Genomic DNA, 26,402 nt, shown 5'->3' on the forward strand with positions numbered 1-26,402 from the left:
GCGGGCCCGGGCGGGCGGTGGCGGGGAAAACCCGCCATTATCGCCAGCGCGTCGGCTCGCGCGGCGGTCAAGCAAGATTGAAGCCAAGTCCGCGCTTGGGGCGGGCGCTATGCAGGACTGCACGGCCCCCATCTGCGGGGGCAGGTTTTTACTGCAGACGCCCTGCGGCAAAACCCTTAGATTGCCCCCCTTTCGAGTTTTCCAGGAAGTTCCCCATGTCTGCTGCGCCGCCTGCTGAGCCGCTTCACCTCCACGACACCCGCCGCTGGGCCTGGCTGCCGCCGGTGGGCAGTACGAGCTATTACGCGCTGCTGGCGGCGGTGGGCCTGCTGGTGCTGGGCCCGCTGGGTGGGGTGACGGCGGCGTTCATGAACTTCTCGCTGGGCTTTTATGTCGGTGGGCAGGTGCTGGCGGGGATTTTGGGTTCGGTGGTGACCTATGGCTACGGCGCGCAGGGCCGCCACGGCGCCAACTACATCCAGACCATTGCCGCCTCGGTGGCCAGCATGATGGCCATGAGCACCCTCATTCAGGCCATGACCTGGATGGGCCTGCCGCCCGTGCCGCACTGGCAGCTGGTGCTGTATTTGCTGTGCATCGGCATGATGGCCGCGGGCGTGGGCATGCTCTACACGCCGCTGCTGGTGCAGCGCATGCAGCTGACCTTCCCCTCGGGCCTGGCGGTGGCCAATATCCTGCGCGCGCTCACCGACCCGGTGCTGCTGCGCCGCTCGGTGTCGCGCCTGTTTGGCGGCATGGGCGCGGGTTTGCTGGGCGGCATCGGGACGGCCAAGCTGCCGCTGCTGGGCGCGGTGGAGCTGTCCTGCTCCACTTTTGGCGCGGGCCTGATCACCGGCGCGCGCGTGGGCATTCCGGCGCTCACGGCGGGTCTGGTGTTCCACGCCCTCACGCCGCAGTTTGTGGCCATGGGCTGGCTCAACCCGGGCGACCCGTTTCGCAAGATTGCCTTTTTGATTGCGCTGGGCATGGTGCTGGGCGCAGCGCTGGTGGATTTGCTGAAGATCTTCTGGGGCGTGGCGCACCGCCTGGCTGTACCGCCCCCGGCACAGGCCGTGCCGCAGGAGCAGGTGGGCGCGGGCCTGGGCCCACGCTTCAGCCAGAAGCGCCTGCTGGCCTGGGTGGGCGTGTGGACGCTGGCCACCGTGGCCTGCGGCATAGGCTTGTTTGGCATCAGCGCGCTGCACATGGCCATTGCGCTGGTGCTGGTCTATGTGTTTGTGCTGGTGTGCGGCATCTCGCTGGGCCTGACGGATTCGCCCCCCATCTCTGCCGCCTTTGTGGTGACGGTGCTGGTGCTGGCCATGGCCGGTTTGCACGACCCCATGGTGGGCCTGATGGCGGCCATGGTGGTGTTTGTCACCGTCAACACCGCGGGCGACATGCAGCAAGACCGCTCCACCGGCTGGCGCCTGGGCTCCAACCGCGTGCTGCAGTTCCGCTACCAAGTGGGCGGGTTGCTGGTGGGCGCGGTGCTGGCGGTGGGCATTGCCCAGCTCTTCATGACGGCCTACCCGGTGCTGAACCTGGACCAGACCACCATGAGCGCCGACCAGGCGCCGGCGCAGTGGACCTCGGCCATGACTTACAAGCTGGTGGGCGCGCTGCGCAGCCTCACCGACCCCAAGCCCTACCAGGTGCACGCCATCGTGCTGGGCATGGCCTTGGGCCTGGCGATGGAGGTGGCGCGCAAGCTGCTGCTGGGCAGCGCCTGGTGGGCGCGCCGCACCCAGGCTTCACGCGCAGGCCGCGCGCTGGACTTTGTGGTGGACGCCGTGCTGCTGCCCAGCCCCTATGCCGTGGCCTTTGGCGGCTTTGTGAACCTCTACACCTCGGCCTGGCTGGCCGCTGGGGGTGTGGTCTCCAGCCTCATCAACAGCCTGCCCAAGCCCGCACCGGCTGAGGGCGAGGAGGCGCTGCCGGCAGACATGAGCGCCACCTCGCTGGTGGGCGGCGGCCTGATTGCGGGCGACGCCCTGGCCGCCCTGTTCCTGGGCCTGATGGGCCTGGCCGCCATGGTGTGAGCTGGCGGTGCGGCCGGGGCCTGAAGGCCCGGCCGCGCGGGCTTCAGCCCTGCAGCACGCGCTGCAGCTCGGCCACCCAGTTGCGCTGGGCCCAGTCCGGGCCCATCACCAGGCTGCGGTAGCTGTCGCCGCGGAAACGACGGTCCATCTCCAGCAGCACGTGCACGCCTTCGGCGCGGGCGATGCAGGTGATCTCCACCTCCTTGATGCCGCCGCCGTACTGCAGGGGCTTGAACTCAAACTCCTGGTAGCAGCCCACGCTGCTGGCCACGCCGTTGCACTGGGCGGTGCCGTACTCCACATCGGTGCTGACGTGCACAAAGCCCAGCTGCGCCATGGCGGCAATGAGGCGCTCCATCTGCGGCAGGGGCAGCACGTCCAGGAAGTCGCGGTCCTTGGCGTCCAGGGCCGAGGCAATAGCCAGGTCCGTGTGCAGCCACACGGCGGCGCGCACCTGCGGGCCAAAGCCGCTGAAGCCCGGGCTGGTCAGGGCCTGGGCGTTGTTCACCGGGGTTTCCAGCGGCAGCAGCAGCTCAAACGGCAGGGCCAGGGTCTGGCCTGCGCGCACATGCAGGCGGCCTGCCACCTGGTAGCGGCGCAGCGGGTGGGCGGCGCGCACTTCGTGGTCGCCCGCCTCTTGCTCGACCTCGGCCATCAGGAGCACGTCGACCTTCTCGATGTCCTGGTCCACCGCACCGCCTTGGATGCGCACCTCGCCGCGCACCACCTCGCCGGGGCGCACCCGGCTCGACACCAAAACCGTATCCACTTTGGCGCCGCCGACGCCCACTGCTGCAAACAACTTCTTCAACACTGCTGAAAACTTCCGTATCCGTTGCACGCCCGGGGTTTGGGCGAAGCTGCGCAGCTTAGTGACTTCGCCGCTTTTTCGGCGCTAGAAAAATCAGAGGATCAATGCACAAGCCTGAGGAAATCACCTCGCCGATTGGTGCGACCAGCACTGCATGCGTTTGATGCCTATCAATTAATTTTGTTAGATTGATTGTTTCAATAATCTTCCGCGTGGCGGGTCTTGCGTGCAAAACTGTGTCAGTTTTATCATTTAAGGTGGGTTATGGCGAGTGTGGCAGGGTGGTTTCGGTGGCATCGATGGATGGGCTGGGTGGTGGCACCGCAGGTGCTGGCTTGGGTGTTGGGGGGGCTGCTCTTTGCCTGGATGCCCTTCAAAGCTTGGGTGAAGGCAGCCGACACGGTGCAGCGCCCCGCGCTGAATGTGGATGCTGCACTGCTGGTGCAACAGATGGCCTTGCCCCACGAAGCCACACGCCAGGAGCTGGCCCAGCTCGGGACCGTGAGTGCCGCCGCCTGGGTCATGGCCGCTGAGGGCCCAGCGCTCAAGCTCAATACAGCCGAAGGTGAGCGCTGGCTCACCATGCAAGGGCAGTGGCTGGAGCCCCCCACGCAAGCGGCGGTGCTGCGCCGCGCGCAGCAGGTCTACCGGGGCTCCGGGCAGGTGCTGGAGATTGAGCAGCTGGCCCAAGTGCCGCGCAGCCTGCTGTGGGTGCAGGAGCTGCGCCACCGTGGCGCCGTGTGGCGGGTGCAGTTTGACGACAAGCTGCACACCCGGCTGTACTTCGATGCGCGCAGCGGCGAGTTCCTGGTGGCGCGCACCCGGGCCTGGGTGCTGTACGACTTGATGTGGCGCCTGCACGTGATGGACTACAGCGAGGGCGAGGACTTCAACAACCCGCTGCTGCGCGCGGCGGCCCTGCTGGCCCTGGGCCTCACCCTCACCGGCGTGGTGCTGGGCGTGAATGCGCTGCTGCGCAGCTTGCGCCGCCGCCGCCGCGATTGACCCAGCGCCGCCGCGCGGGCGGCCTCAGGCCCTCACCAGCTGGATGCCCGGCAGCGCGCAGGCGTGCACGGCATTGCGCAGCGCGGCAATGGCTTCGTAACGCGTGAAGCTGCGCCGCCAGGCCAGCACCACGCGGCGGCTGGGCACCGGGGCGCTGAAGGGCACGAAGCGCAGGTGCTCGGGCGCGTCGCGCGGCACGCTGAGCTGGGGCACCACCGTCACGCCCATGCCCGCGGCCACCATGTGCTTGATGGTCTCCAGCGAGCTGCCCTCAAAGCTCTTGCGTATGCCCTCGGCATCGCTGGAGAAGCGCGCAAACTCCGGGCAGACCTCCAGCACATGGTCGCGAAAGCAGTGGCCATTGCCCAGCAGCAGCATGGTTTCGGCCTTGAGCGCCTCGGCGCTGACCTCCCGCAGCTGCGCCAGCGCGTGGTGCTGGGGCACAGCCACCATAAAGGGCTCGTCGTAGAGCGGTGCCACCGCCAGCCCCGCGTCGGGGAAGGGTTCGGCCAGGATGGCGCAGTCCAGCTCCCCGGTGCGCAGCATCTCCAGCAGCCGCACGGTGAAGTTCTCCTGCAGCATCAGGGGCATCTGCGGGTGGTGCTCAATGATGTGGCGCACCAGCTCGGGCAGCAGATAGGGTGCGATGGTGTAGATCAACCCCAGCCGCAGCGCACCGGCCAGGGGGTCTTTGCCGCGCTTGGCAATTTCCTTGATGGCATTGGCCTGCTCGATCACCGACTGCGCCTGGCGCACGATTTCCTCGCCCAGCGGCGTCACGCTGACCTCGCTGCCGCCGCGCTCGAAGATTTTCAAATCCAGCTCGTCCTCGAGCTTTTTCACCGCCACTGACAGCGTGGGCTGTGAGACATGGCAGGCCTCGGCGGCGCGGCCGAAATGGCGCTCGCGAGCCACCGCCACGATGTAGCGCAGTTCGGTCAAGGTCATGGCGGCGGGCTCCAGCTTGGGTGAGGGGGTGGGCAAGCCGGATTGTGACCACAAGCGCGCACTTTGGCTGCACGCGGCTACACTGCCCAGCCGCGCAATATGCCGCACCGCCGACGGGCTGCTTTGCAGCACCCAGCCGCGCGGGCGACCCCGGGGACCCCCATGAGCGAACGCAAACCCATCACCCTGCAAGGCCTGCTCGACAGGCACGCCCGTGGCGAAAAAATCGCCATGCTGACCTGCTACGACGCCAGCTTTGCCACGCTGCTGGACGACGCCGGTGTGGACGCGCTGCTGGTGGGCGACTCGCTGGGCAATGTGCTGCAAGGCGAAGCCAGCACCGTGCCCGTGGCGCTGGAGCACATGGTCTACCACACGCGCTGCGTGGCACGCGGCCGCCGCAATGCCTGGCTGCTGGCGGACCTGCCCTTTGGCAGCTACCAGACCACGCCCGAAGCCGCCATGCTCGCCGCCGTGGAGCTGCACAAGGCCGGCGCGCAGATGGTCAAACTCGAAGGCGGCGGCTGGACCACCGAGACCGTGCGCTTCATCAGCCAGCGCGGCATTCCCGTGTGCGCCCACCTGGGTTTGACGCCACAAACCGTCACCGCGCTGTCGGGCTTCAAGGTGCAGGGGCGCGACGCCGCGGGTGCTGCCAAACTCAAGGCCGACGCGCTGGCCCTGCAAGAAGCCGGTGCGCAAATGCTGGTGCTGGAGCTGGTGCCCTCGGCGCTGGCGGCAGACATCACACAAGCGCTGTCGATTCCCGTCATCGGCATCGGCGCGGGCCCGGACTGCTCCGGCCAGGTGCTGGTGCTGCACGACATGCTGGACCTCAGCAGCGGGCGGCGCCCGCGCTTTGTCAAAAACTTCATGCAAGGTGCCAGCTCGGTTCAGGACGCCGTGCGCCGCTATGTCGGCGAAGTCCAGGCCGGCACCTTTCCCCATCCCGAATTGCACGGCTACTGATTCACTCCCGACGCTTTCATGTTGATTCACCACACCATCGCTGCGCAGCGCGCAGCCCTGCGTGGCCGCGCGCCCATTGCTTTTGTGCCCACCATGGGCAATCTGCACGAAGGCCATCTGGCCCTGGTGCGCCAGGCCCGTGCGGCCGCAGGGCCTGATGGCCAGGTGGTGTGCAGCATCTTTGTGAACCGGCTGCAATTCGCGCCGCACGAAGACTTTGACCGCTACCCCCGTACCCTGGAGCGCGACTGCGCGCTGCTGCGTGAGGCCGGTTGCGACCATGTGTTTGCGCCCGACGAGGCCGAGCTCTACCCTGAGCCGCAAGGCTACAAAGTGCAGCCTCCCAGCGCGCTGGCCGACATCCTCGAGGGCCATTTCCGCCCCGGCTTCTTCACCGGCGTGTGCACGGTGGTGGCCAAGCTCTTTCACATCGTCCAGCCGCACATCGCCGTGTTCGGCAAAAAGGACTACCAGCAGCTCATGGTCATCCGCCGCATGGTGGCGCAAATGGCCCTGCCCATCGAGATCCTGGGCGGCGAGACCCTGCGCAATGCGCAAGGCCTGGCCCTGTCGTCGCGCAACGGCTACCTCAGCGACGAACAGCGCGAGCAAGCCCTGCTGCTGTCGCGCACCCTGCGCGACATGCTGCAGCGCCACGCCGCAGGCGCCGCGCTTGAAGAGACCGAGGCCTGGGCCATGGCGCAACTCTCAGCCGCTGGCTGGGCCCCCGACTACATGGTGCTGCGCCGCCAGCACGACCTGGGCACCCCCGCTGCTGGCGACGCCCTGGTGGCCCTGGGTGCGGCCAAACTCGGCAACACGCGCTTGATTGACAACATTGAGGGGCGAGGCGCGTAGCGATCGCGCTTACTGCGCGGCCAGCACTTCGACGTCAAAAATCAAGGCGGCATTGGGCGGGATGGCGCCGCCGCCAGCACCTTGTGCGCCATAGCCCAGCGACGCGGGGATGACCAGCGTGCGCTTGCCACCAACCTTCATGCCTTGCACGCCCTGGTCCCAGCCTGCGATCACCCGGCCTGCGCCCAGGGGGAAGGCAAACGGTGTTTTGCCGACTGAAGAATCAAACTGGCTGCCCTTGTTGCCCGTCGCGCGCTTGTCATAGAGCCAGCCGGTGTAGTGCACGGTCACGGTTTGGCCCGTGGCCACAGTGGCCCCCGTGCCCACGCTCACATCCGTCATGCCCAGCGTGGTGACGGCGCTGGAGCCCGAGATCGTGGCCCAGTCGGTGCCGCCGCTGTCGCTGCTGCTGCCACCGCCGCAGCCGCTCAAGGCCAGCACCACACCCATGCTCACACCCAGCAGGGCGCGGCGGCTCTTCAACACGGAACGCAACATGGAATCCCTCCTCAACAAGCCCCTGTGGCCGGGGCGGGCCGTGGGGCACTGTAACGGCAGGATCAGGCCGGTTTGTGCCTTGCCCCCCGAACTGGTAGGGCGGGTCATCCGCAGCGGGGTGCGAGGCGTTAGGCCCTCAGCTCATTCACTGCGAAAGCGCCACCCCCATGACTTGGCTCACCCGAACAAGCACAGCCGCCCTGCTGGCCCTGACGGCTTTGTTGAGCGCCTGCGGCGGCGGCGGCGAAGCCGCGCGCGACAACCTGCCCCAGGCACGCGCCAACCCGCAGCCCTACCCCAGCACCTACAGCTGCAGCCCCGCGGGCTTGGCGGCGTCGGCGCAAAGCCGTTGGCCCACGGTGTGCATGCTCACCAGCAGCGGTGAGATGGTGTTTGAGCTCTACAGCGACTACGCGCCCAACAGCGTGGCCAACTTCCTGCGCTATGTGTCGGACGGCTTCTACACGCAAACACTCATCCACCACGTGGACCGCGACTTCATCTTTCAGGGCGGGGCCTACAGCAGCGGCATGCGCTACAAACAGCCCACTTATGCCGCCATTGCCAGCGAGGCCAACAACGGCCTGGGCAATATGCCCGGCACCCTGGCCATGGCGCGGCGCTCCGACCCCAATAGCGCCACCAGCCAGTTTTTTGTGAACGTGCGCGACAACCCCAGCCTGGACTACGAAAGCCCCAGCAAGGCGGGCTACACGGTGTTTGGGCGCTTGATCAGCGGGGCGCCGGTGCTGGAGCAAATCAACACCCAGCCCGTGCTGCGCTACGCTGTTGACGACCTGCGCCCCGCCACCGAGGTGCTGGTGTACTGGGTGCAGCGCCTGCAATAGGCGGCAAACCTTGAAGGCATGGGGCCGCCTTTACACTGGGCGGCCCCATGCCTGACACCCCTGTTTTGATGCCTGCCCCCTTGCCCTGGCGCCGCGTGCGCTGGGGCCTGTGCTGGCATGAGCTGCGCTTGCTGTTGCGACGCTGGTGGGCCGCCCTGGTGGTGGCCGTGCCAGCGCTGGGGGTCTTGAGCTGGGCCGCGCTGGCCTGGGTGAGCATGCCCTTGCTGCGCGCCGCCCAAGCCCCGGCGCTGGAAGCCCTGGGCTGGTGGATGCTGCTGGCGCTGCCGCCCGCTCTGCTATGCAGCGCCTTGCTGCCGCTGATGCTGCCCGCCCCGCTGCTGGCACAGGAGCGTGCCTGGCCGCTGACGGCCCTGCAGCGCCACGCGGCCGATGCCTGGGTGGCCCTGGGCCTGCAACTGCCTTGGTGGCTGCTGTGTCTGGCCTCGCTGGCCTTGTGGGGCTGGCAGCAGCCCGCGTGGCTGACGGGCCATTGGGGGGCGGTGTGGGCGGGCTTGCCCGTATCCATGCTGCTGGCCCTGGCCTGGGCGGTGCTGGCGCAAGCCTGGCGCCGCGCGCCTGCCCGTGCTGTGCTGCGCTGCGCGCCATCGGCAGAGGCCGTAGCGGCCCCATCAAGCCACCCCGCCTCACCCCCGGTGCTGGGCCTGTGGGCCGCGTGGTGGGGCTGGCGCATCCGGCGCGGCCGCGCGCCGGGGCTGCTGCTGTGGTGGAGCGTGGCGGCACTGGGCCAGGCCCTCTGCGCCCTGGCCTTGTGGCTGCTGCCGCACGCCAGCGTGCGCGTGGTGCTGGCCGCGCATGTGGTCTGGACCTTGTGGAGCAGCCGCCGCGTGCTGCAGCAGGCCCAGACGCTGCAAGACGCCGATCACAACCCCTGGCTGGCCGCCTGGCCGCTGCCGCTGTGGCGCTGGAGGGCGCTCACCCTCAGCAGCGCGCTGGCACCGACCTGGCTGGGGCTGGCTGTGCTGGCACTGCTGATGCGCGTGCTCGACGGCCCCTACAACGCCAGCCCGCGCGCTTTTGCGCTGTACCTGGCCTGCGGCCTGCTGTTGCCGCTGTGGGTGGGCCACGGCAGCTTGCGTGCGCCGGGGGTGGCGCCGCCCAGCCCAGCACAGTCTTCCAGCCCCACCTTCACCTTGGGCTTTGCCTTGTTGGGCACGGCGCTGTGGCTGGCCGCGGCACTGAGCTTGGGAGCCGCCTGAACATGCCCCCACCTGAACAGGACTTGCCGATGTTGCAGCTCGAACAGCTGAGCTTTGCCTATGACACGCAGCGCGTGGTGGACAACTGGAGCGCCACCCTGGCGCCTGGCGCGAGCTGGCTGCAGGGCCCCAACGGCTGCGGCAAATCCACCCGACTCAAGCTGCTGGGTGCGGTGCTGCAGCCCCAATGCGGCCAGGCCCGCTTGGGCACGCTGGAGCTGCGCCGCGATGCCCAGGCCTGGCGACGCCAGACGGCCTGGGTGGGGGCCGAGGGCGCGCCGCTGCCCCACCTCAGCCCGCGCCAGCTGTTCGCGTTTTTGGCCGGCCTCTACGGCGTGCATGACGAGGCGCACTGGCGCGACTGGAGCGCCACCAGCACGGCCTTGGGTTTGACGCGCTGGCTGGACCAGGCGCTGCACAGCCTCTCCACCGGCACGCAGCGCAAAGCCGCACTGGCCGCCGCGCTGAGCCTGGATGTGCCGCTGCTGCTGCTGGACGAGCCCTTCAACGCCCTCGACGAACAAGCCGCGGCCGCGCTGCGCCAGCGCCTGCAGCAACGCCACCAAGACGCCGCACGCTGGACCGTGATGGCCAGCCATGAAGACCCCGCGCTGAGCCCGCTGCAGACCCTGCAGCTGCAGGCTTAACCAGGCTCACACCAAGCGGTTGCGGCCCTGGGTTTTGGCTTGGTAGAGCCGCTCGTCGGCGCGCTCGAGCAAGTCATCCAGGCTTTCGCCATCCAGGCCCAGCTCGGCCCCACCCATGGAGAAGGTCTGTTCATGCGGGCTGGGCAGCAGCGGCGAGGTGGCTTTGGCGTAGTGCCGCTGTAGGCGGCTGAAGATGGCGTGCAGCTCAGCGCGCGTGGAGCCCGGCGTGACGATGAGCCACTCCTCCCCGCCCCAGCGGCCCACGCGGTCCTGGCCGCGCAAGATGGTGGTGCAACTGGTGGCAAAGAGCTGCAGCAAGGCGTCGCCACCGGCGTGCCCGTGCTGGTCGTTGACCTGCTTGAAATGGTCCAAGTCAATCAGGGCAATGGCCAGCGGCAAACCCAGACGTCGCGCCTGGGTGATTTGACTTTGTGCGTAGGCGCTGACAGCACGGCGGTTGGGCGCATCGGTAAGCGGGTCGCGCAGGGCCAGGTCTTGCAGCAAACGCCGCCGCCGATGGGCGCGCAGGGCCAGCATCGAGGCCAATATGGCCAATGAGGCCAACACCGTCAAGGCCGCCCACATCAGCCGGTCGCGGGCTTTGTGAGCTTGCAAAGCCAGGGCCTGAGCTTCGGCTTTGTGCCGCAACTCGGCGTTTTCGGCCTCTTGCAAAGCCGAGGTGTAGCGCGACTGCAGGCGCAACAACTCGACATCGCGTTTGACTTGGCGGGCCTTGTCAAAGAAATTGAAGCTGTCCTGCAAATAGTCATAGGCCTTTTGCCATTGCTTGAGCGAGGCATGGCCGCGCGCCAGAACGCTCAACAGCGCCTGACGCTGTGACGGCGTTTGTTGTTGGCTCAGCAGCGCCTGGCCGCGCGCCAGCCAAACCGGCAGCGCCGGCAATTGCGCCAGCGTGTGCAAGTCGACTTGCGAAATGACCAGGGCGTGCAGGCGCGGATCGCTCTGGCTTTTGTCCAGCAATGCATAGGCTTCGTCCAGCAGCTGACGCGCCTGCAGATAGTCCTTCGACAAAATCAGCGCGTCCGCCCTCAGCATATTGGCCGCGGCCACGCCGTTGACGTCATGCAGCTCCTGGCTCAGGGCCATGGCCAGATCGAGTTGCACCAAGGCCTCTTGGACGCGGTTGACATACAGCAGTGCTGAGGCGGCTTCGTAGTGAATGACGCTGCGTCGGTAGCGCCCGCCCCCAGGCTCATTGCCCCTGCTCACCGCCAGGGCCTGCTCCATCAATGCCATACCGCGCGCCACATCGGCCGCCCCGGTGGACGAGAGAATGCGCACCTGCGCGAGCATGGCCAATGCACCTGAACGAAGGAAGTCCAGCTTCAGCTCGCGTCCACAGCGCTCTTGGTGTTCGGCCACACGCCAGACTTCGTCATCGTGTTCCGCCCCATAGAGCTCGCTGAGCTCCAGCGACAGGCTGATGCAGCGCAGCTCACTGCCGCCGGGGATGGTGGCGGCGCGCTGGGTCAGTGCCAGGCGCGTCTGGGCCGCTTGTTTGATCAAGCCATACCAGTGGGCTGAGGAAGATTCCATCACCATCAGCCAGGGCTCCAAGGCCTTGCGGGCATCGGGGCTGAGGCGGTCCAACAACTCGCGCGCCTGCGTCAACTGCGGTTGGCTAGCCTGGGGCTCGCTCAACAATTGGTGCATATAGGCAGCACTGAGCAAATCCCAAAACCGCTGCACGTTGGATTGGGCGGGCGCACGCAAACGCTGCTCTGCCGCCCGCAGCACTTGGCCGGGGTCGTCCTCGGCCATGTGCATTTGCTGGAGGTGGTGGCGATAGTCCGGCTCAGGCGCAGCGGCGCTGGCCATGCCCACACACACTGCCATCAGCAAAGCCAAAAGGGTGGGCTTGCGGGGGCTTGCAGAGGTGTGAGGGCGTGCCACTGACACAGCCATGGCGTGCTTTCTGGACGAGGGATCGGTCAGGCCTTGAGAAACTCTGCTTTGCCACCGAGCCAGCGCTGCACATGGCGTTGTGCCGCCGCCGGATGCTGGTCCAGCAAAGCGGGCGCCAAACGCCGGGCCGCGCTCAGCAGAGGTGCATCTTCTTGCAAGTCGGCAAAGCGCAGCAATTGTGCGCCGCTTTGGCGTGCGCCCATGAATTCCCCAGGACCGCGTATGTCCAAATCGCGCCGCGCGATCTCAAAGCCGTCGTTGGTTTCGGCCATGGCGCGCAGCCGTGCTTTGCCCGTATCTGACAGCGGCGCGGTGTAGAGCAGCACGCACACACTGGCCACTGCGCCACGCCCCACGCGCCCTCGCAACTGGTGCAGCTGAGAGAGGCCAAAGCGCTCGGCATGCTCCACCACCATGAGGCTGGCGTTGGGCACATCCACCCCCACTTCGATGACCGTGGTGGCCACCAAAACCTGCAGCCGCCCGGCCGAAAACTCGGCCATCACGGCGGTCTTGTCGCTGGGCGACATGCGCCCATGCAAGAGGCCCACCTGGCAGCCCGGCAGGGCTTCACACAGCTGGGCATGGGTGTCGGTGGCGTTTTGCAGGTCCAGCGCTTCGCTCTCTTCGATCAACGGGCAGACCCAGTAGACCTGGCGGCCAGCGTGCACGGCGTCGGCGATCTTGCCCACCACCTCGTCGCGCCGGGTGTCGGCAAAGACCTTGGTGACGATGGGGCTGCGCCCGGGTGGCAGCTCGTCGATGGTGCTCACGGCCAGGTCCGCGAAGTAGGTCAAGGCCAGGGTGCGCGGAATGGGGGTGGCGCTCATCATGAGCAGATGGGGTTCGAGCTGCGCCCCACCCCGGCTGCTTTGCGCCTGGAGTTTTTGGCGCAGCGCCAGGCGCTGGGCCACGCCGAAGCGGTGCTGCTCGTCAATGATGGCCAGACCCAGGCGCGCAAAGCTCACCTTGTCTTCGATCACCGCATGCGTGCCCACCACCAGCTGGGCCGAGCCATCGGCCACGGCCTCCACCATCTTCTGGCGGGCCCGGCCTTTGACGCTGCCCGTGAGCCAGGCCACCTTCAGCCCCAGAGGCTCCAGCCAGCCCACCAGCTTGCGGAAATGCTGCTCGGCCAGGATTTCTGTGGGCGCCATGAGCGCGCATTGCCAACCCGCATCCATGGCCACGGCCGCGGCCAGCGCTGCCACCACGGTTTTGCCCGAGCCCACATCGCCTTGCAGCAGGCGGTTCATGGGGTGGGGCCGCGCCAGGTCCTGGGCGATTTCTTCCACCACGCGCTGTTGCGCGCGAGTCAGCGCAAAAGGCAGCACGGCCAGCAGTTGCTCGTGCAGGCCGCCCGGGCGTGGGCGCAGGGCTGGCGCGCTGAGCAGATCGCGCTCGCGCTGGGCCTGCATCTGGCTGAGCTGCTGGGCCAGCAGCTCCTCGAACTTCAGGCGCTGCCAGGCCGGGTGGCTGTGGTCTTCCAGCGTGGCCAGGCTGGCACGTGGCGGGGGGTGGTGCAAAAAGTCCAGGGCTTCGCGCAGCGTGGGCAATTGCGGCGGCACGCTGCCAGGGGGCAGCAGCTCGGCCAAATCGGCGCGGCGCAGCCCGGCAGCCACGGCCTTGCGCAAATAGGCCTGCGGCAGATTGGCCCCGGTGGGGTAGACCGGCGTGAGGCTTTGCGACAGCGGCGTGTGCTCGTCCACCGCACGGAACTGCGGGTGCACCATCTCGCGCCCGAAGAAGCCGCCGCGCAGTTCGCCGCGCACACGCAGGCGCTGGCCCACGGCACAGGTTTTTTGGTGCGAGGGGTAGAAGTGGAGGAAGCGCAGCAGCAGCTGGTCGCCCTCGGCGTCTTGCAGCCGCACCAGCAGCTGGCGACGACCGCGCAGCTCGATGCGGCACTCGGTGACCACACCTTCGCACTGCAGGGTCTCGCCCTCGCGCGCCTGGTGCAGCGGCGTGAGGCGGGTTTCGTCCTCGTAGCGCAGCGGCAGGTGCAAAGCCAGGTCGATATCGCGCAGCAGGCCCAGGCGCTCCATGGCCTTTTGCGGCCCGGACTTGGCGGGGGCGGACTTCGCAGGAGCAGGGGCGGCAGATGCGGCGGGCATGGGCCGCATTCTGCCAAGCGCCCAGCCACCAGCCGGGCAGGCCACGGTGGCTGATCAGGCGCTCACTCGCTCAGCGGCTCACAGCGGCGTGGGCACGCCAGCCATGCGGTCGTGCTTGAGGAAGAACTGGCGTGCCAGTGCCACCAGCTGGCGCTCGGTGGGGTGGTCAACACTTTCATAGCCCACCACATGGCGCACCAGTGCAGGGCGGTGCTTTTCCACGTAGTGCTTGAAGTCGCTTTGTGCGGTGCTGGAGCCCACCACCAGGATTTCCGCGATGCCTTGCAGGTGCTCGCAGACTTCGGCAAAAAACTCGTGCTCGGTGCGCACGGTGTTGTGGTGCTGCTTGCTGTGGCGCGAGCTGGCCTTGACCTTCTCGGACTGCACATGTTCGGTGTCGAACTGCAGGATCTGCGCTTGGTGGTGATCCAGGTGGACGACGGCGTGGAACAGACTCATGGGAACTCCCTTTCCATGGTGGTTTGGCGTTGTGCCTTGATGCCTGCCCATCGTGTCAGCCCACAGCCGCCAGCGCATTGACGCGCATCAATTGCACGCCCTCACACAGCGGGGTGCGTGAAACAATGCGGGCCTTGTTTCATCTGCATTTGCGCGGGTCTGTCCGGCCCGCCCCCGAAGCATGTCTGCTGCCCCTGCTCCTGCTGACGCCCACTACAGCGTCAGCGATTTCGACTTCCCCCTGCCGCCCGAGCTGATTGCCCAGCACCCCGCCGCCGAACGCAGCGCCTCGCGCTTGCTCGATGGGCGCGAGGCCGCGCCGGTGGACCGCATCTTTCGCGAGCTGCCCGCGCTGCTCGCCCCCGGCGACTTGCTGGTGTTCAACAACACCAAAGTCATCAAGGCGCGGCTCTATGGCCACAAGGCCAGCGGCGGCGCGGTGGAGGCCCTGGTGGAGCGCGTGCTGCCCGCCGCCGCCGGTGCGGCCCACGAGGTCTGGGCGCATATGCGTGCCAGCAAAAGCCCCAAGCCCGGCACCTGCGTGCGCTTTGCCGAGGGCGCTTTTGAGGCCCAAGTGCTGGGCCGCTGCGGGCCTGACAACGGGCTCTTTCACCTGCGCCTCTCGGGCGATGCTTTTGAGCTGCTGGAGCGCCACGGCCATGTGCCGCTGCCGCCCTATATCGAGCATGCCGACTCCGAGGACGATGTGCGGCGCTACCAAACCGTGTTCGCCAAAGAACCCGGCGCCGTGGCCGCGCCCACGGCCGCGCTGCACTTTGACGAAGGCGTGCTGGCGGCCCTGGCCGCGCGCGGCGTGCACACCGCGCATGTGACGCTGCATGTGGGTGCGGGCACCTTCCAGCCGGTGCGGGTGGACAAGCTCAGCGAGCACAAGATGCACAGCGAGTGGTTCGAGGTCTGCCCGGCGACGGTAGAGGCCATCGCCGCCTGCAAGGCCGCCGGTGGGCGCGTGGTGGCCGTGGGCACGACCACGCTGCGCGCGCTGGAGTCCGCCGCGCTTGGCGGCACGCTGCAAGCCGGTGCGCGCGAGACCGACATCTTCATCACCCCGGGCTTCGAGTTCCGCGTGGTGGACCGCCTGATCACCAACTTCCACCTGCCCAAGAGCACGCTGATGATGCTGGTGTCAGCCTTTGCTGGTTACGAACCCATCATGGCCCTCTACCGCCACGCCATTGCACAGCACTACCGCTTCTTCAGCTATGGCGACGCCATGCTGCTGGAGCGCCCGCGAAAAAATTGAGAGCTGCCCCCTCAAGCCAGGGAGGGGGTGACTGTGCAGTTCAGCACGCAATACCAGGCGCCTCCTGCAGTTGCGGGGAAGGCAAATGAAACGGGGCTTTCGACAATCCGAGCCATTGCTCAACCCCAGTCGATGGAGCCCGCTCATGCGCACCTCAACCCTTGGTCTGGCCCTGGCACTCTTGGCCACCACCGTTCCCGCCGCTACCGCAGCGCCCAGCCAAAACTCGGTGTACGCGGCAGCTCATCCTGACGATTTCGCCTTGTTCATGGGCAAGAATCTGATGGACGATGCGGTGGCCAAAACACCCTTTGTCATGATTCTGGGCACCGCTGGCGACTCAGGCTACGGGCGCGGCGTGGGCAGCAACATCTACAACAAGTCTTACGCTGATGTGCGGGTGACGGCGCACATCCAGTCGCTGCGCTTTCTCATGAGCATGGCGCCGGGCTCGCAGGTGCCGCAAACCAATCAGACCTCCGAAGTGCATGCAGGCAAACGCGTCACCGTCTACAAGATCGGCGAGGTGAAGGTCTATACCCTGATGCTGCCCGATGGCAACGGCGACGGTAGCGGCTTCAGGGGTACCAACAACGAGAGCGTCACGCGCCTGCGCTCCGGCGCCGTCAGCAGCATCAAGTCCCTGGATGGCCGCAACACCAGCTACACCTTGGCCGAGCTCAAAGCCACCTTGGCTTCCATCATCAAGACCAGCATGAAGGGCACCGGCACGGTGTGGCTGAATGTCTCGGACGATGCTCACGGCACCAACCCCGACGACCATGCCGACCACCGTGATTTCAGCAAGACCGTGCAGGACGCCATGTCCAGCGAGAACTGCATCAACAAGGCCCTCTACAAGGGCTACGCAGCGGCCCGTGGCAGCGCCAATCAAAACAAGAACACCACCAACAACCGCATGGGCTATTGGGGTGCCCTCAATGCCTACTTGATCAACGACGGCAACCCCACCACCTTTGACAGCGAGCACGACTACTGGATTGACCGCCAGTTCTTCCGTGAGTCCTGGGGTGCGGGCGGTTGCAGGTTTTAAGCTGCCCACCGCCCGTTGAGGGGCAGCCTCAGTCGCCCTTGAGCAAGGGCAGGCTGCCCTCGCTCTGGCTGCCCAACAAGCCGGTCTGGCTGTAGATGCCCAGCTTGGCGCGGGTGTCGCTGATGTCCAGATTGCGCATGGTCAGCTGGCCAATGCGATCAACCGGAGCGAAGGCCGCGTCTTCCACCTTCTCCATGGACAGGCGCTCGGGCGCATAGGTCAGGTTGGGGCTGGCGGTGTCCAGAATGCTGTAGTCGTTGCCGCGGCGCAGCTCCAGCGTCACTTCGCCGGTGATGGCGCGGGCAATCCAGCGCTGGGCACTGTCGCGCAGCATCAGGCATTGCGGGTCGAACCAGCGGCCTTGGTAGAGCAGGCGGCCCAGCTTCATGCCGTTGATGCGGTATTGCTCGATGCTGTCCTCGTTGTGGATGCCGCTGACCAGGCGCTCGTAGGCGATGTGCAGCAGGGCCATGCCCGGGGCTTCGTAGATGCCGCGGCTCTTGGCCTCGATGATGCGGTTCTCGATCTGGTCGCACATGCCCAGGCCATGACGGCCGCCGATGGCGTTGGCCTCGGCGAACAGCTCCACCGCGCTGGCAAAGCTGCGGCCGTTGAGGGCCACGGGCACGCCTTCTTCGAAGCGCACGCTCACCGTCTCGGGCTTGATGTGCACGTCCTCGCGCCAGAAGGCCACGCCCATGATGGGGTTGACGATGTGCATGCCAGCGTTCAAGAACTCCAAGTCCTTGGCCTCGTGGGTGGCACCCAGCATGTTGGAGTCGGTCGAATAGGCCTTCTCCACACTCATCTTGTAGTCAAAGCCGTTGGCCACGAGGTACTCGCTCATCTCCTTGCGGCCGCCGAGCTCGTCGATGAAGCGCTGGTCCAGCCAGGGCTTGTAGATGCGCAGCTGCGGGTTGGCCAGCAGGCCGTAGCGGTAGAAGCGCTCGATGTCATTGCCCTTGAAGGTGGAGCCATCGCCCCAGATGTTCACATCGTCTTCGCGCATGGCCACCACCAGCGCCGTGCCCGTAACGGCACGGCCCAGCGGCGTGGTGTTGAAGTAGGTGGCACCGCCGGTGCGGATGTGAAACGCCCCGCATTGAATGGCGGCAATGCCCTCGGCAGCAAGCTGCGCGCGGCAGTCGATGAGGCGCGCGATTTCGGCGCCGTAGGCCCGGGCGCGGCGCGGGATGTCCTCGTAATCACTCTCGTCGGGCTGGCCCAGGTGGGCGGTGTAGGCGCAGGGAATGGCGCCTTTGGCACGCATCCAGTGCACAGCCGCACTGGTGTCAAGACCGCCGGAGAAGGCAATGCCGACGCGCTGGCCGGCGGGGAGCTGTTGGAGGATGGTCGCAGCCACAGGAGTACTTTCGCGCAGGTTGTTGAAAGATGGGGGGGCTCAACCCATTCTAGGCGCGCACTCCCACTGACCGCCGACGCCCACCTGCGGGCTTGCCGCGGGCGCCAGGCCCGGCTCAGTCGGCGTCAGGGCGCAGCCAGCCGATGCGGCCCTGGGTGGCGTCTTCCAGGCGCTGGCGCAGCGCCGCCACCAGCGGCTGCGGCACGCTAAAGCGCAGCTGCACCAGGGCACCGTGCTGCACGTCCAGCAGCTGTGCGCCGGGGGTTTGTTCCAGACAGCGGCGCAGCACGCCCTCGTGCGCGTAGGGCAAGGTGCAGCACAGCTGCTCGGTGCGCACGCGCTCGATTTTGGGCGCGTCAATGAGGGCCTGCGCCACGGCGTCGGTGTAGGCACGCACCAGCCCGCCCGCACCCAGCTTGACGCCACCAAAGTAGCGCACCACCGTGGCCAGCACGCCTTCCAGGTCTTGATGGCGCAGCACTTCCAGCATGGGCCGCCCGGCGGTGCCGCCGGGCTCACCATCGTCATGCGCCGCGCTTTGCCCACCGGCCAGCAAGGCCCAGCAGACATGCGCCGCGCCGGGATGCTCGGCCTTGAGCTGGGCCACGCGCGCCTGCGCGGCCTCGCGCCCGGCACAGGGCTCAACACAGGCGATGAAGCGGCTTTTCTTGATCACCAGCTCGTGGCTGAAGGCATGGGGCAGGCTGAAGGACATGGGGCGATTGTCCGTCGCAGCCTGTGTGCAGAACCTGCACGCAGCCCCAAACACGTGCCGCATGCCGCGCCCTTGGTCACAAACCTCTGCGCCCAGGCCTTGGCGCCCGTTAAGCTCTCCCCCTTTTGGGGCCGACATGCAAGCACTGTCGGCCTTTTCACTGGGTCTGAAAGGTCAGTGCTGCCCATGTCTTGGAATTTCCCTGAGTATTCTTCATCTGCCACTGTGGGGTGGTGGCGTGTGGCGCTGGTCGGGCTGCTGCTGCTGCTGGGCTGGGAGCTCAGCGCCTGGGATCAGCCCATAGCCGCGTGGTTTGGCAATGCCGAGGGCTTTGCCTGGCGCGATCGCTGGTTGACGGCCGGGCTGGCACACCGTGGCGGGCGCATGCTCGCTGGCGTGGTGCTGGTGGTGCTGGCCATCAATGCCTGGCGCCCACTGTGGGCGGGCGTGAGCGCACGCCGGGCCCGCTGGGCCTTTGCGGCCACAGTGCTGTGCCTGTTGTTGATTCCGCTGCTCAAGCGCGGTTCGGCCACCAGCTGCCCCTGGGATTTGCAGCAGTTCGGCGGCATGGCCGTGTATGTGCCGCATTGGTCTTGGGTGCGGGGCGACGGTGGCCCGGGCCACTGCTTCCCCAGCGGCCACGCCAGTGCGGCCTTTGCCTTTCTCTCCACCTACTTCATGTTCCGCCCGCGCCGCCCGATGCTGGCGCGCTGGAGCTTGGCCCTGGTGCTGGTGCTGGGTTTGACCTACGGACTGGCGCAGCTGGCACGCGGCGCGCATTTCCCCAGCCACACGCTTTGGACGGCCTGGATTTGCTGGGTGGTGTGCGGGGCATTGATGGGCAAGTTCGGGCAAGACCGCGACGCCCGCCAGCTGTACTGACTGGCATGAAAAAAGCCCGCGTGATGCGGGCCTTTGGTTGGGTTGCGGTGGGCAGCGCCGTCGCGCCGCCACCAGCACTGCTGAGGATCAGGGGTAGAGGCCGCGCTCTTCGCGGGCTTGCAGCACGCGCGTGCAGGCCACGGTGAAGGCCGCGGTACGCAACGAGATCTTGTGCTTCTCGTGCGTTTCCCAGATGCCCTTGAAGGCGCCGATGATGATTTGGTCCAGACGCACATTGATCTCGTCTTCGGTCCAGAAGAAGGACGAGAAGTCCTGCACCCATTCGAAGTAAGACACGGTCACGCCACCGGCGTTGGCGATGACGTCAGGCACCACCACGATGTTGCGCTCGGCCAGCACTTGGTCGCCATCAGGCGTGGTCGGGCCGTTGGCGCCTTCCAGCACCAGGCGGGTGTGCAGACGGCGTGCGCGCTCGGCAGTGATCTGGCCTTCCAGAGCCGCCGGGATCAGCACATCGGTCTTGACGTCCCAGAAGTTCTCGTTGTCGATCTTGTCGGCACCCTTGAAGCCACCCACGCCGCCGGTTTGGGCCACGTGCTCCAGCAGCGCGGACATGTCCATGCCGCTGTCGTTGTGGATGGTGCCAGTGTGGTCTTGCACGGCCACGATCTTGGCGCCATGGGCAGCGAACATCTTGGCGGCCACCGAGCCCACATTGCCAAAGCCCTGCACGGCGATGCGTGCGCTGTCCATGCCGATGTTGAGGCGGCGCATGGCTTCACGGCCCACCACGAACACGCCGCGGCCGGTTGCGGCCACACGGCCCAGCGAACCACCCAGGGGGATGGGCTTGCCGGTGACCACGCCCGTGGCCGTCGCGCCCACGTTCATGGAGTAGGTGTCCATCATCCAGGCCATGATCTGACCGTTGGTGTTGACGTCCGGCGCCGGGATGTCTTGCTGCGGGCCGATGATGATGCCGATCTCGCTGGTGTAACGGCGCGTAATTTTTTCGAGTTCTTTGAGCGAGCACTGCTTGGGATCGATGCGAATGCCGCCCTTGGCACCGCCGTAAGGCAGGTTCACCGCAGCGTTTTTGATGGTCATCCAGGCCGACAGGGCCATCACTTCTTCCAGCGTCACGTCCGGGTGGTAACGCACGCCGCCCTTGCCGGGGCCGCGCGTCAGGCTGTGCTGGACGCGATAGCCTTCATAGTGAGCAATGGTGCCGTTGTCCAGCTCCACGGGGATGTCCACGATCAGCGCCCGCTTGGGGCGGCGCAGCGTTTCCACCCAGCGCGCCAGCTTGCCCAGGTAGGGCTCCACGGCGTCGATCTGCGAGAGATAAGTGCCCCAGGGGCTGTTGCGCGTGGGGGTGACGAATGACAGATTGGGCATGAAATGCTCCGTAACTTCGGATGGCGCGAACGATAGTGCGACTCGACAGCTCGGAGTCAGAAATTCCGAAGCCGAGTGCTTATGTGCTTATGCGGCGGATGCATAGCGATCAAATCTATGCGGTGAATTGTGAAATCAAGCAAATTTCTTTCCCAACAAGCCGCACCGGGAGCCAGCCCCTAAACTCGACCGCATGACTTCGCTGGACCTCACGCTTCTCTACTTGGTGGCCGCCGTGCTGGGCGTGGTGGCGTGCCGTTCGCTCAAGCTGCCGCCCATTCTGGGCTATTTGGCTGTGGGCGTGGTGATTGGCCCCAACGCCCTGGCCCTGGCGGCCGATTCGGCCGGGGTGCGCTACTTGGCGGAGTTTGGTGTAGTCTTCCTGATGTTTGTCATCGGGCTGGAGTTCAACCTGCCCAAGCTGCACAGCATGCGCGCCTTGGTGTTTGGGCTGGGCTTGCTGCAAGTGTTGCTGACCGTGCTGGGCACCATGGCGGGCAATGTGGCGCTGCAGTATTTGTTTGCCTGGCTGGGTCTGGCCTGGGATTTGAACTGGCAAGGCGCCTTGGTGCTGGGCGCGGCCATGGCCATGAGTTCCACGGCCATTGTGGTCAAGCTCATGGCCGAGCGGCTGGAGCTGGAGAGCGAACACGGCCGCCGCGTGATGGGCGTGCTGCTGTTTCAAGATCTGGCCGTGGTGCCGCTCTTGGTGCTGATTCCGGCCTTGGGCCGCAGCGATGGTCAAGCCATGGCCCAAGCCCTGGGCTGGGCTGGGCTCAAGGCCGTGATCCTGCTGGCGCTGTTGCTCACGGGAGGCCAGCAGCTCATGCGCTGGTGGCTGACCATGGTGGCGCGGCGCAAAAGCCAAGAACTGTTCATGCTCAACCTGCTGCTCATCACCCTGGGCCTGGCCTGGTTGACCGAGCACGCCGGGCTGTCGCTGGCGCTGGGCGCCTTTGTGGCGGGCATGTTGATCTCCGAGACGGAATACAAGCACCAGGTGGAAACCGACATCCGGCCCTTCCACGACGTGCTGCTGGGCCTGTTCTTCATCACCATCGGCATGCGGCTGGATTGGCAGACCCTGGTGCACCAATGGGGCTTGGTGGTGGTGCTGGCGCTGGGCCCGACGCTGGCCAAATGCCTGCTGATCGCCGCACTGGCGCGCTTCATGCGCGCGCCCGCAGGCGTGTCCCTGCGCACCGGCCTGTACTTGGCACAAGCTGGGGAGTTCGGCTTTGTGCTGCTGACCCTGGGACAGCAGCACCAGCTCATTGCACCGCAGTGGGTCAGTCCGGTGTTGGCGGCCATGGTGCTGTCCATGTTGCTCACGCCCCTGATGGTGCAGTACAGCGACCACATCGTCATGCGTGTGGCCGCCAGCGACTGGCTGATGCAATCGGTGCAGCTCACCAGCATTGCGCGCAAATCCATCAAAGCCGATGCCCACATCATCATCTGCGGCTACGGGCGCAGCGGGCAAAACTTGGCGCGCTTGCTCGAGGCCGAAGGCATTCCCTATATGGCCTTGGACCTGGACCCCGACCGCGTGCGCCAGGCGGCAGCAGCAGGCCAGAGCGTGGTGTTTGGCGACGCGGCACGCCTGCCCAGCCTCATGGCCGCGGGTCTGGCACGCGCCAGCGCCGTGGTGGTGAGCTACCACGACACCGCCTCGGCCCTGAAAGTGCTGCACGAGGTGCGCGCCCACGCGCCGCACGTGCCGGTGGTGGTGCGCACCATCGACGACACCGATCTGGAAAAGCTGCGCGCCGCTGGCGCCACCGAGGTGGTGCCCGAAGCCATCGAGGGCTCGCTGATGCTGGCCAGCCATGCGCTGGCGCTGGTGGGCGTGCCCATGCGCCGCGTCATCCGCATCACGCGCGACGCCCGTGACGCACGCTACGGCCTGCTGCGCGGCTTCTTCCACGGCGCCGACGACGACAGCGTGGACGAGCGTGACCAAGTCCGCCTGCAATCGCTGGCCCTGCCCTCGGCCAGCCTGTGGGCCGACAAGCCACTCTCGGAGCTGATGCTGGGGCTGCACGGCGTGGGCGTGGTGTCGGTGCGGCGCGTGAGCGGCGCGGTGGTGAGTGCCAGCCCCAACATGACACTTTATGTGGGCGACACCCTGGTGCTCAGCGGCACGCCCGAAGCCCTGGCCCGCGCCGAGGACCGACTGCTGCGCGGCTGAGCCAGTGTGGGGCTGCGGCGATTGAGCGGCGGCGTGTCATTGGAAATGGCCACACCGTTTGAGTCTTGATGTCGCGACAAATGGGGAATGCGCCCCCAAGCCCTACGGGGCTCGCTAGCATCGGCCACTTCTATGAAGTCAGCCCTGCCGCCCCAACCCCTGGCCCGCCCCACCCTCCTCCTGCTTTTGGGATCGGGGGTGAGTTTGTTGGCGCTGTCCTCCTGGCAACTGGGCCTTGCCCTGAGCACGCCCGGCCTGGCAATGTCCTGGTGGCTGCCTGCGGCGGTGCTGGCTCTGGTGCTTGCGCTAGGGGCTGCTGCGATAGGGACAGCCGTGCAAGCGCGTGCGGCAATCGCACAGAGTCAGCGCATGCTCAAGGAGGTCTTGGATGCCCTGCCCGTTGGCGTTGAGCTCTTCGACGCCCAAGACCAGCTGCTGGCCTACAACCACCAGGTGGTGGCCCTGTTCCCCTATATGGCCTCGGCCTTTGCGCGTGGTGGCAGCTTTGAAGCGCTGCTGCGCGAATCGCTGCGTCAAGGTTGTGTGCCGGAAGCCAAGGGGCGCGAGGAGGCTTGGTTGGCACAGCGCCTGCGCGAACGCCAGCTCATGTCGCAGCGCATGCAACAGCAGTCCAGCCAGGACTCCGGCGTGCGACTGCATGAGCAGCGCACGGCCTCGGGCTTTATCGTGTCGGTGCGCTCGGACGTCAGCGACCTGGTGCGTGAACAACGCCGCCTGCAGCAATGCCAGGCCCAGCTCGACGCCCTGTGCCGCACCCTGCCTCAGGGCGTACTGATGCTGGACGAGCGCCTGCGCGTGCGCCAGAGCAATGCTCAGGCACAGGTGCTGCTGGGACACAGCGGGCCAGCCATGGCAGGCCAACACCTCATGACCGTGCTGGCGTCGCAGCTCATGCTCACGCGCGACGCGCTGATTCGTGCGCCGCAGGAGCTGGTGCTCAAGCACACCGGTGGCGAGCAAAAAATCGTCACCGCCTCGTTGGTGCCGCTGCCCGATGAGGAAGCCCCTGTGCGCCACCTCTGCATCGTCACAGACATCAGCGAGCAGCGCCAACAAGCCCATGCCGTAGCTCAGCTCAACACGCAGCTGACGCGTCAATCCAGCGTCGATGACTTGACCGGCGTGGGCTCACGCCAGCAGCTGGAGCAGACGCTGCGCCAAGAGTGGCTGCGCGCGGCGCGCAACGCCCGGCCTCAGGCCTTGCTGCTGATCGAGCTCAACGACTTTGCCGCCTATATTCAGCACTATGGCCAAGCCGGTGCCGACACCTGTTTGCAGCGCGTCGCCCGCCTGCTGCAGGCCAGTGCCGCACGCAGCGGCGAGGTGGTGAGCCGCTACAGCGAGCACCAGTTCGCCATCCTGCTGCCAGACACCTTGCTCGTCGGCGCACACATCGTGGCCCAGCGCTGCGTGGACAGCCTGCGTCTGGCCCAAATCGAGCACCAGGGTACGAGTGCAGGCTGCATCACGCTGTCGGTGGGTGTGACGGCGCTGGTGCCCGATGCACGCCAGTCGCACACGCTCTTGATCGACACCGCCGAAGCGGCGCTGACACGCGTCAAAGAAAACCGCCCGCCGCAGCCCCACGACATGCTGCAGACCCTTGAGCCCAGCTGCTGAGGCCCTTCACTTGCCGATGCAAAAGCGGCTGAAGATTTCGCCCAGCAAATCGTCGGCGGTGTAGGCGCCGGTGATTTCGCCCAGCGCGTCATGCGCCAGGCGCAGCTCTTCGGCCATCAGGTCCAGCACCGCGTGCTCGGCCTGCTGCAGGGCCAGCTGCACATGGCCGCGCGTGCGCTGCAGGGCCTGCACATGGCGCTCGCGCGCGATGAACTGGCCTTCCGGCAGGGCCTGCCAGCCCACTTGCTGCAGCAGGCGCTGGCGCAGGGCCTCCAGCCCCTCCCCTGTTTTGGCCGAAAGCGAGAGCGCGCCCTCGGGCAGCTGCAGGGGAGCCGCGCCGCTGTCGGCCTTGTTGAAGACTTGCACCAGGCGCGCGGGGTCCACACCCGAGAGCCGGGCCTGAATGGCAGCGTCTTCAGCCTGGTAGTCGGCGTCGGCCAAGCGCGTGAGGTCGTGCAAAAACAGCAGCACGTCGGCGTCGGCAATGGCGTCCCAGCTGCGCGCCACGCCGATGCGCTCCACCACATCCTCGGTGTCGCGCAAGCCGGCGGTGTCGCTGATGTGCAGCGGCACGCCTTCGATTTGTATGGTCTGGCTGAGCCGGTCGCGCGTGGTGCCCGGGATGGGCGTGACGATGGCCAGCTCCGCTCCGGCCAGGGCGTTGAGCAGCGAGCTCTTGCCCACATTGGGCTGCCCGGCCAGCACCACCTTGATGCCCTCGCGCAGGATGGCGCCTTGGCGGCTGCGCGCCAAGAGCGTGTCGAGCTGCACCAGCAAGCGCTGCAGCTTGCCCAGCGCGTCGGCGGCTTGCAGGAAGTCGATCTCTTCTTCGGGGAAGTCCAGCGTCGCCTCCACCAGCATGCGCAGCTGGATGAGCGCGTCGCGCAAGCCGCCCACCTCCACGCTGAGCGCCCCGGCCAGGGCGCGTCCGGCGCTGCGTGCGGCGGCTTCGGTGCTGGCATCAATCAAGTCGGCCACGGCCTCGGCCTGGGCCAGATCGAGCTTGCCGTTCAAAAACGCGCGCCGCGTGAACTCGCCCGGCTCGGCCAGGCGCAGCGCCGCCAGGCGCGGGCGGCCTAGCTCATCAAGCTCGGCAGCCGCTTCGAGGCAGCGCGCCAGCAGCAGCTGCAGCACCACCGGGCCGCCGTGGGCCTGCAGCTCCAGCACGTGCTCGCCGCTGTAGCTGTGCGGTGCGTTGAAGTAGAGGGCCAGACCCCGATCGATGGCCTCGCCCTGGGCGCTCAAAAAGGGCAGGTAGTGGGCATGGCGCGGCTGCAGCGCGCGCCCGCACAGGGCCTCAACAAGGGGCTCCAGCGACTGCGGGGAGGACACCCGCACGATGCCCACGGCTCCACGACCGGGGGCACTGGCAAGGGCGACGATGGGGTCTTGTTGGCGCGACAGCATGGGCGCGATTGTCCGCCATGCACCGCGCCGGGCTGCCCGGCGTGAGCAGAGGTGGCGCGGGGGAGGTGCACGCCATGCGCCCGCATGGGCCATGGCGTGCACCTTGAACCACCGAGGGCGCTTGCCCTCAGCGGCGTCTCTGCCCCGCATGGCGGCATTGGAGCGCTAGGCGCAGACGAAAAAA

22 protein-coding genes are annotated in these 26,402 nt (G+C 66.9%); 12 read left to right on the forward strand and 10 right to left on the reverse strand.

Translation table 11 applies throughout. From position 1 onward, the window contains the following. Positions 1-215 precede the first annotated feature (215 nt). Positions 216-2,042 carry an OPT/YSL family transporter gene (locus tag ACG0Z6_RS05240; RefSeq protein WP_394459170.1) on the forward strand — a complete coding sequence of 609 codons (1,827 nt, stop codon included), beginning with the start codon at positions 216-218 and terminating at the stop codon, positions 2,040-2,042. Between the two features lie 43 nt (positions 2,043-2,085). Here ACG0Z6_RS05240 and ACG0Z6_RS05245 read toward each other — a convergent pair whose 3' ends face one another. Continuing rightward, a complete protein-coding gene (locus ACG0Z6_RS05245; RefSeq protein WP_394459171.1) occupies positions 2,086-2,853 on the reverse strand; it encodes a sporulation protein in 768 nt (255 codons plus the stop codon). Between the two features lie 303 nt (positions 2,854-3,156). Here ACG0Z6_RS05245 and ACG0Z6_RS05250 point away from each other — a divergent pair, with 303 nt between their 5' ends. After that, entirely contained in the window at positions 3,157-3,858 is a 702-nt protein-coding gene (locus tag ACG0Z6_RS05250; protein WP_394459173.1) for a hypothetical protein, read from the forward strand. Between the two features lie 24 nt (positions 3,859-3,882). On the opposite strand, the gene ACG0Z6_RS05255 is transcribed toward ACG0Z6_RS05250, so the two are convergent. Further along, on the reverse strand, positions 3,883-4,806 hold the full coding sequence (locus tag ACG0Z6_RS05255) for a hydrogen peroxide-inducible genes activator (RefSeq protein WP_394459175.1): 924 nt from the start codon (positions 4,804-4,806) through the stop codon (positions 3,883-3,885). Positions 4,807-4,968: 162 nt separating this feature from the next. Here ACG0Z6_RS05255 and panB point away from each other — a divergent pair, with 162 nt between their 5' ends. Further along, on the forward strand, positions 4,969-5,775 hold the full coding sequence (gene panB / locus ACG0Z6_RS05260) for a 3-methyl-2-oxobutanoate hydroxymethyltransferase (RefSeq protein WP_394459177.1): 807 nt from the start codon (positions 4,969-4,971) through the stop codon (positions 5,773-5,775). Between the two features lie 18 nt (positions 5,776-5,793). Next, positions 5,794-6,633 carry a pantoate--beta-alanine ligase gene (gene panC / locus ACG0Z6_RS05265; RefSeq protein ID WP_394459179.1) on the forward strand — a complete coding sequence of 280 codons (840 nt, stop codon included), beginning with the start codon at positions 5,794-5,796 and terminating at the stop codon, positions 6,631-6,633. Positions 6,634-6,642: 9 nt separating this feature from the next. Here the strand turns inward: panC and ACG0Z6_RS05270 are convergent, their stop codons facing one another. After that, positions 6,643-7,131 (reverse strand): FKBP-type peptidyl-prolyl cis-trans isomerase, encoded by a 489-nt coding sequence (locus ACG0Z6_RS05270; protein WP_394459181.1) that lies wholly within the window; start codon positions 7,129-7,131, stop codon positions 6,643-6,645. A gap of 167 nt (positions 7,132-7,298) precedes the next feature. Between ACG0Z6_RS05270 and ACG0Z6_RS05275 the strand changes: the two genes are divergently transcribed. Genes ACG0Z6_RS05275 through ACG0Z6_RS05285 form a run of 3 tightly spaced genes read left to right on the forward strand, consistent with a single transcriptional unit; the run spans position 7,299 to position 9,843 of the window. After that, positions 7,299-7,979, forward strand: coding sequence for a peptidylprolyl isomerase (locus ACG0Z6_RS05275; protein ID WP_394459183.1), 681 nt, complete (start codon positions 7,299-7,301; stop codon positions 7,977-7,979). Between the two features lie 47 nt (positions 7,980-8,026). Next, the gene (locus ACG0Z6_RS05280; RefSeq protein WP_394459185.1) at positions 8,027-9,196 is read left to right on the forward strand and encodes a hypothetical protein; all 1,170 of its coding nucleotides are present in this window, start codon (positions 8,027-8,029) and stop codon (positions 9,194-9,196) included. A gap of 2 nt (positions 9,197-9,198) precedes the next feature. After that, positions 9,199-9,843 (forward strand): ABC transporter ATP-binding protein, encoded by a 645-nt coding sequence (locus tag ACG0Z6_RS05285; RefSeq protein WP_394459187.1) that lies wholly within the window; start codon positions 9,199-9,201, stop codon positions 9,841-9,843. Positions 9,844-9,849: 6 nt separating this feature from the next. Here the strand turns inward: ACG0Z6_RS05285 and ACG0Z6_RS05290 are convergent, their stop codons facing one another. From ACG0Z6_RS05290 to ACG0Z6_RS05300, 3 genes are all read right to left on the reverse strand, one after another. Next, positions 9,850-11,712 (reverse strand): GGDEF domain-containing protein, encoded by a 1,863-nt coding sequence (locus ACG0Z6_RS05290; RefSeq protein WP_394459189.1) that lies wholly within the window; start codon positions 11,710-11,712, stop codon positions 9,850-9,852. Positions 11,713-11,795: 83 nt separating this feature from the next. After that, positions 11,796-13,883 carry an ATP-dependent DNA helicase RecG gene (recG, locus tag ACG0Z6_RS05295; protein ID WP_394459191.1) on the reverse strand — a complete coding sequence of 696 codons (2,088 nt, stop codon included), beginning with the start codon at positions 13,881-13,883 and terminating at the stop codon, positions 11,796-11,798. Positions 13,884-13,961: 78 nt separating this feature from the next. Beyond that, positions 13,962-14,342 (reverse strand): hypothetical protein, encoded by a 381-nt coding sequence (locus ACG0Z6_RS05300; protein WP_394459194.1) that lies wholly within the window; start codon positions 14,340-14,342, stop codon positions 13,962-13,964. A gap of 181 nt (positions 14,343-14,523) precedes the next feature. Between ACG0Z6_RS05300 and queA the strand changes: the two genes are divergently transcribed. After that, positions 14,524-15,606 (forward strand): tRNA preQ1(34) S-adenosylmethionine ribosyltransferase-isomerase QueA, encoded by a 1,083-nt coding sequence (gene queA, locus ACG0Z6_RS05305; RefSeq protein ID WP_394459196.1) that lies wholly within the window; start codon positions 14,524-14,526, stop codon positions 15,604-15,606. Between the two features lie 145 nt (positions 15,607-15,751). Continuing rightward, a complete protein-coding gene (locus ACG0Z6_RS05310) occupies positions 15,752-16,660 on the forward strand; it encodes a hypothetical protein (protein WP_394459198.1) in 909 nt (302 codons plus the stop codon). 28 nt (positions 16,661-16,688) lie between these two features. Here the strand turns inward: ACG0Z6_RS05310 and argG are convergent, their stop codons facing one another. Beyond that, a complete protein-coding gene (argG, locus tag ACG0Z6_RS05315) occupies positions 16,689-18,023 on the reverse strand; it encodes an argininosuccinate synthase (RefSeq protein WP_394459200.1) in 1,335 nt (444 codons plus the stop codon). Positions 18,024-18,138: 115 nt separating this feature from the next. Continuing rightward, positions 18,139-18,738, reverse strand: a complete 600-nt coding sequence (locus ACG0Z6_RS05320; RefSeq protein ID WP_394459202.1) for an IMPACT family protein — start codon at positions 18,736-18,738, stop codon at positions 18,139-18,141. A 186-nt stretch (positions 18,739-18,924) separates the two neighbouring features. On the opposite strand from ACG0Z6_RS05320, the gene ACG0Z6_RS05325 reads away from it, so the two are divergent. Continuing rightward, complete coding sequence (locus tag ACG0Z6_RS05325; protein WP_394459204.1) at positions 18,925-19,620, forward strand: phosphatase PAP2 family protein; 696 nt, start codon at positions 18,925-18,927, stop codon at positions 19,618-19,620. Between the two features lie 87 nt (positions 19,621-19,707). Here ACG0Z6_RS05325 and ACG0Z6_RS05330 read toward each other — a convergent pair whose 3' ends face one another. Then, on the reverse strand, positions 19,708-20,979 hold the full coding sequence (locus tag ACG0Z6_RS05330) for a Glu/Leu/Phe/Val family dehydrogenase (RefSeq protein WP_394459207.1): 1,272 nt from the start codon (positions 20,977-20,979) through the stop codon (positions 19,708-19,710). A gap of 193 nt (positions 20,980-21,172) precedes the next feature. Between ACG0Z6_RS05330 and ACG0Z6_RS05335 the strand changes: the two genes are divergently transcribed. Together ACG0Z6_RS05335 and ACG0Z6_RS05340 are read left to right on the forward strand one after the other, a co-directional pair. Continuing rightward, positions 21,173-23,170 (forward strand): cation:proton antiporter domain-containing protein, encoded by a 1,998-nt coding sequence (locus ACG0Z6_RS05335; RefSeq protein ID WP_394459209.1) that lies wholly within the window; start codon positions 21,173-21,175, stop codon positions 23,168-23,170. A 198-nt stretch (positions 23,171-23,368) separates the two neighbouring features. Then, positions 23,369-24,811 (forward strand): sensor domain-containing diguanylate cyclase, encoded by a 1,443-nt coding sequence (locus tag ACG0Z6_RS05340; RefSeq protein WP_394459211.1) that lies wholly within the window; start codon positions 23,369-23,371, stop codon positions 24,809-24,811. A 6-nt stretch (positions 24,812-24,817) separates the two neighbouring features. Here ACG0Z6_RS05340 and mnmE read toward each other — a convergent pair whose 3' ends face one another. Beyond that, positions 24,818-26,218: a tRNA uridine-5-carboxymethylaminomethyl(34) synthesis GTPase MnmE gene (mnmE, locus tag ACG0Z6_RS05345; protein WP_394459214.1), complete on the reverse strand. Its 1,401-nt coding sequence runs from the start codon at positions 26,216-26,218 to the stop codon at positions 24,818-24,820. Between the last annotated feature and the right edge of the window lie 184 nt (positions 26,219-26,402).

It is taken from the genome of Roseateles rivi (genome assembly GCF_043555845.1).
Lineage (GTDB): Bacteria > Pseudomonadota > Gammaproteobacteria > Burkholderiales > Burkholderiaceae_C > Roseateles > Roseateles rivi.

Bases quoted from the DNA above. Each gene is read 5' to 3' on its own strand.
- ACG0Z6_RS05320 (WP_394459202.1), bottom strand. From the start codon at position 18,738: ATGTCCTTCAGCCTGCCCCATGCCTTCAGCCACGAGCTGGTGATCAAG.
- recG (WP_394459191.1), bottom strand. From the start codon at position 13,883: ATGCCCGCCGCATCTGCCGCCCCTGCTCCTGCGAAGTCCGCCCCCGCC.
- ACG0Z6_RS05250 (WP_394459173.1), top strand. From the start codon at position 3,157: ATGGGCTGGGTGGTGGCACCGCAGGTGCTGGCTTGGGTGTTGGGGGGG.
- ACG0Z6_RS05280 (WP_394459185.1), top strand. From the start codon at position 8,027: ATGCCTGACACCCCTGTTTTGATGCCTGCCCCCTTGCCCTGGCGCCGC.
- panC (WP_394459179.1), top strand. From the start codon at position 5,794: ATGTTGATTCACCACACCATCGCTGCGCAGCGCGCAGCCCTGCGTGGC.
- ACG0Z6_RS05300 (WP_394459194.1), bottom strand. From the start codon at position 14,342: ATGAGTCTGTTCCACGCCGTCGTCCACCTGGATCACCACCAAGCGCAG.
- ACG0Z6_RS05240 (WP_394459170.1), top strand. From the start codon at position 216: ATGTCTGCTGCGCCGCCTGCTGAGCCGCTTCACCTCCACGACACCCGC.
- ACG0Z6_RS05325 (WP_394459204.1), top strand. From the start codon at position 18,925: ATGTCTTGGAATTTCCCTGAGTATTCTTCATCTGCCACTGTGGGGTGG.
- ACG0Z6_RS05275 (WP_394459183.1), top strand. From the start codon at position 7,299: ATGACTTGGCTCACCCGAACAAGCACAGCCGCCCTGCTGGCCCTGACG.
- ACG0Z6_RS05270 (WP_394459181.1), bottom strand. From the start codon at position 7,131: ATGTTGCGTTCCGTGTTGAAGAGCCGCCGCGCCCTGCTGGGTGTGAGC.
- ACG0Z6_RS05285 (WP_394459187.1), top strand. From the start codon at position 9,199: ATGCCCCCACCTGAACAGGACTTGCCGATGTTGCAGCTCGAACAGCTG.
- mnmE (WP_394459214.1), bottom strand. From the start codon at position 26,218: ATGCTGTCGCGCCAACAAGACCCCATCGTCGCCCTTGCCAGTGCCCCC.
- panB (WP_394459177.1), top strand. From the start codon at position 4,969: ATGAGCGAACGCAAACCCATCACCCTGCAAGGCCTGCTCGACAGGCAC.
- queA (WP_394459196.1), top strand. From the start codon at position 14,524: ATGTCTGCTGCCCCTGCTCCTGCTGACGCCCACTACAGCGTCAGCGAT.
- ACG0Z6_RS05255 (WP_394459175.1), bottom strand. From the start codon at position 4,806: ATGACCTTGACCGAACTGCGCTACATCGTGGCGGTGGCTCGCGAGCGC.
- ACG0Z6_RS05330 (WP_394459207.1), bottom strand. From the start codon at position 20,979: ATGCCCAATCTGTCATTCGTCACCCCCACGCGCAACAGCCCCTGGGGC.
- ACG0Z6_RS05335 (WP_394459209.1), top strand. From the start codon at position 21,173: ATGACTTCGCTGGACCTCACGCTTCTCTACTTGGTGGCCGCCGTGCTG.
- ACG0Z6_RS05310 (WP_394459198.1), top strand. From the start codon at position 15,752: ATGCGCACCTCAACCCTTGGTCTGGCCCTGGCACTCTTGGCCACCACC.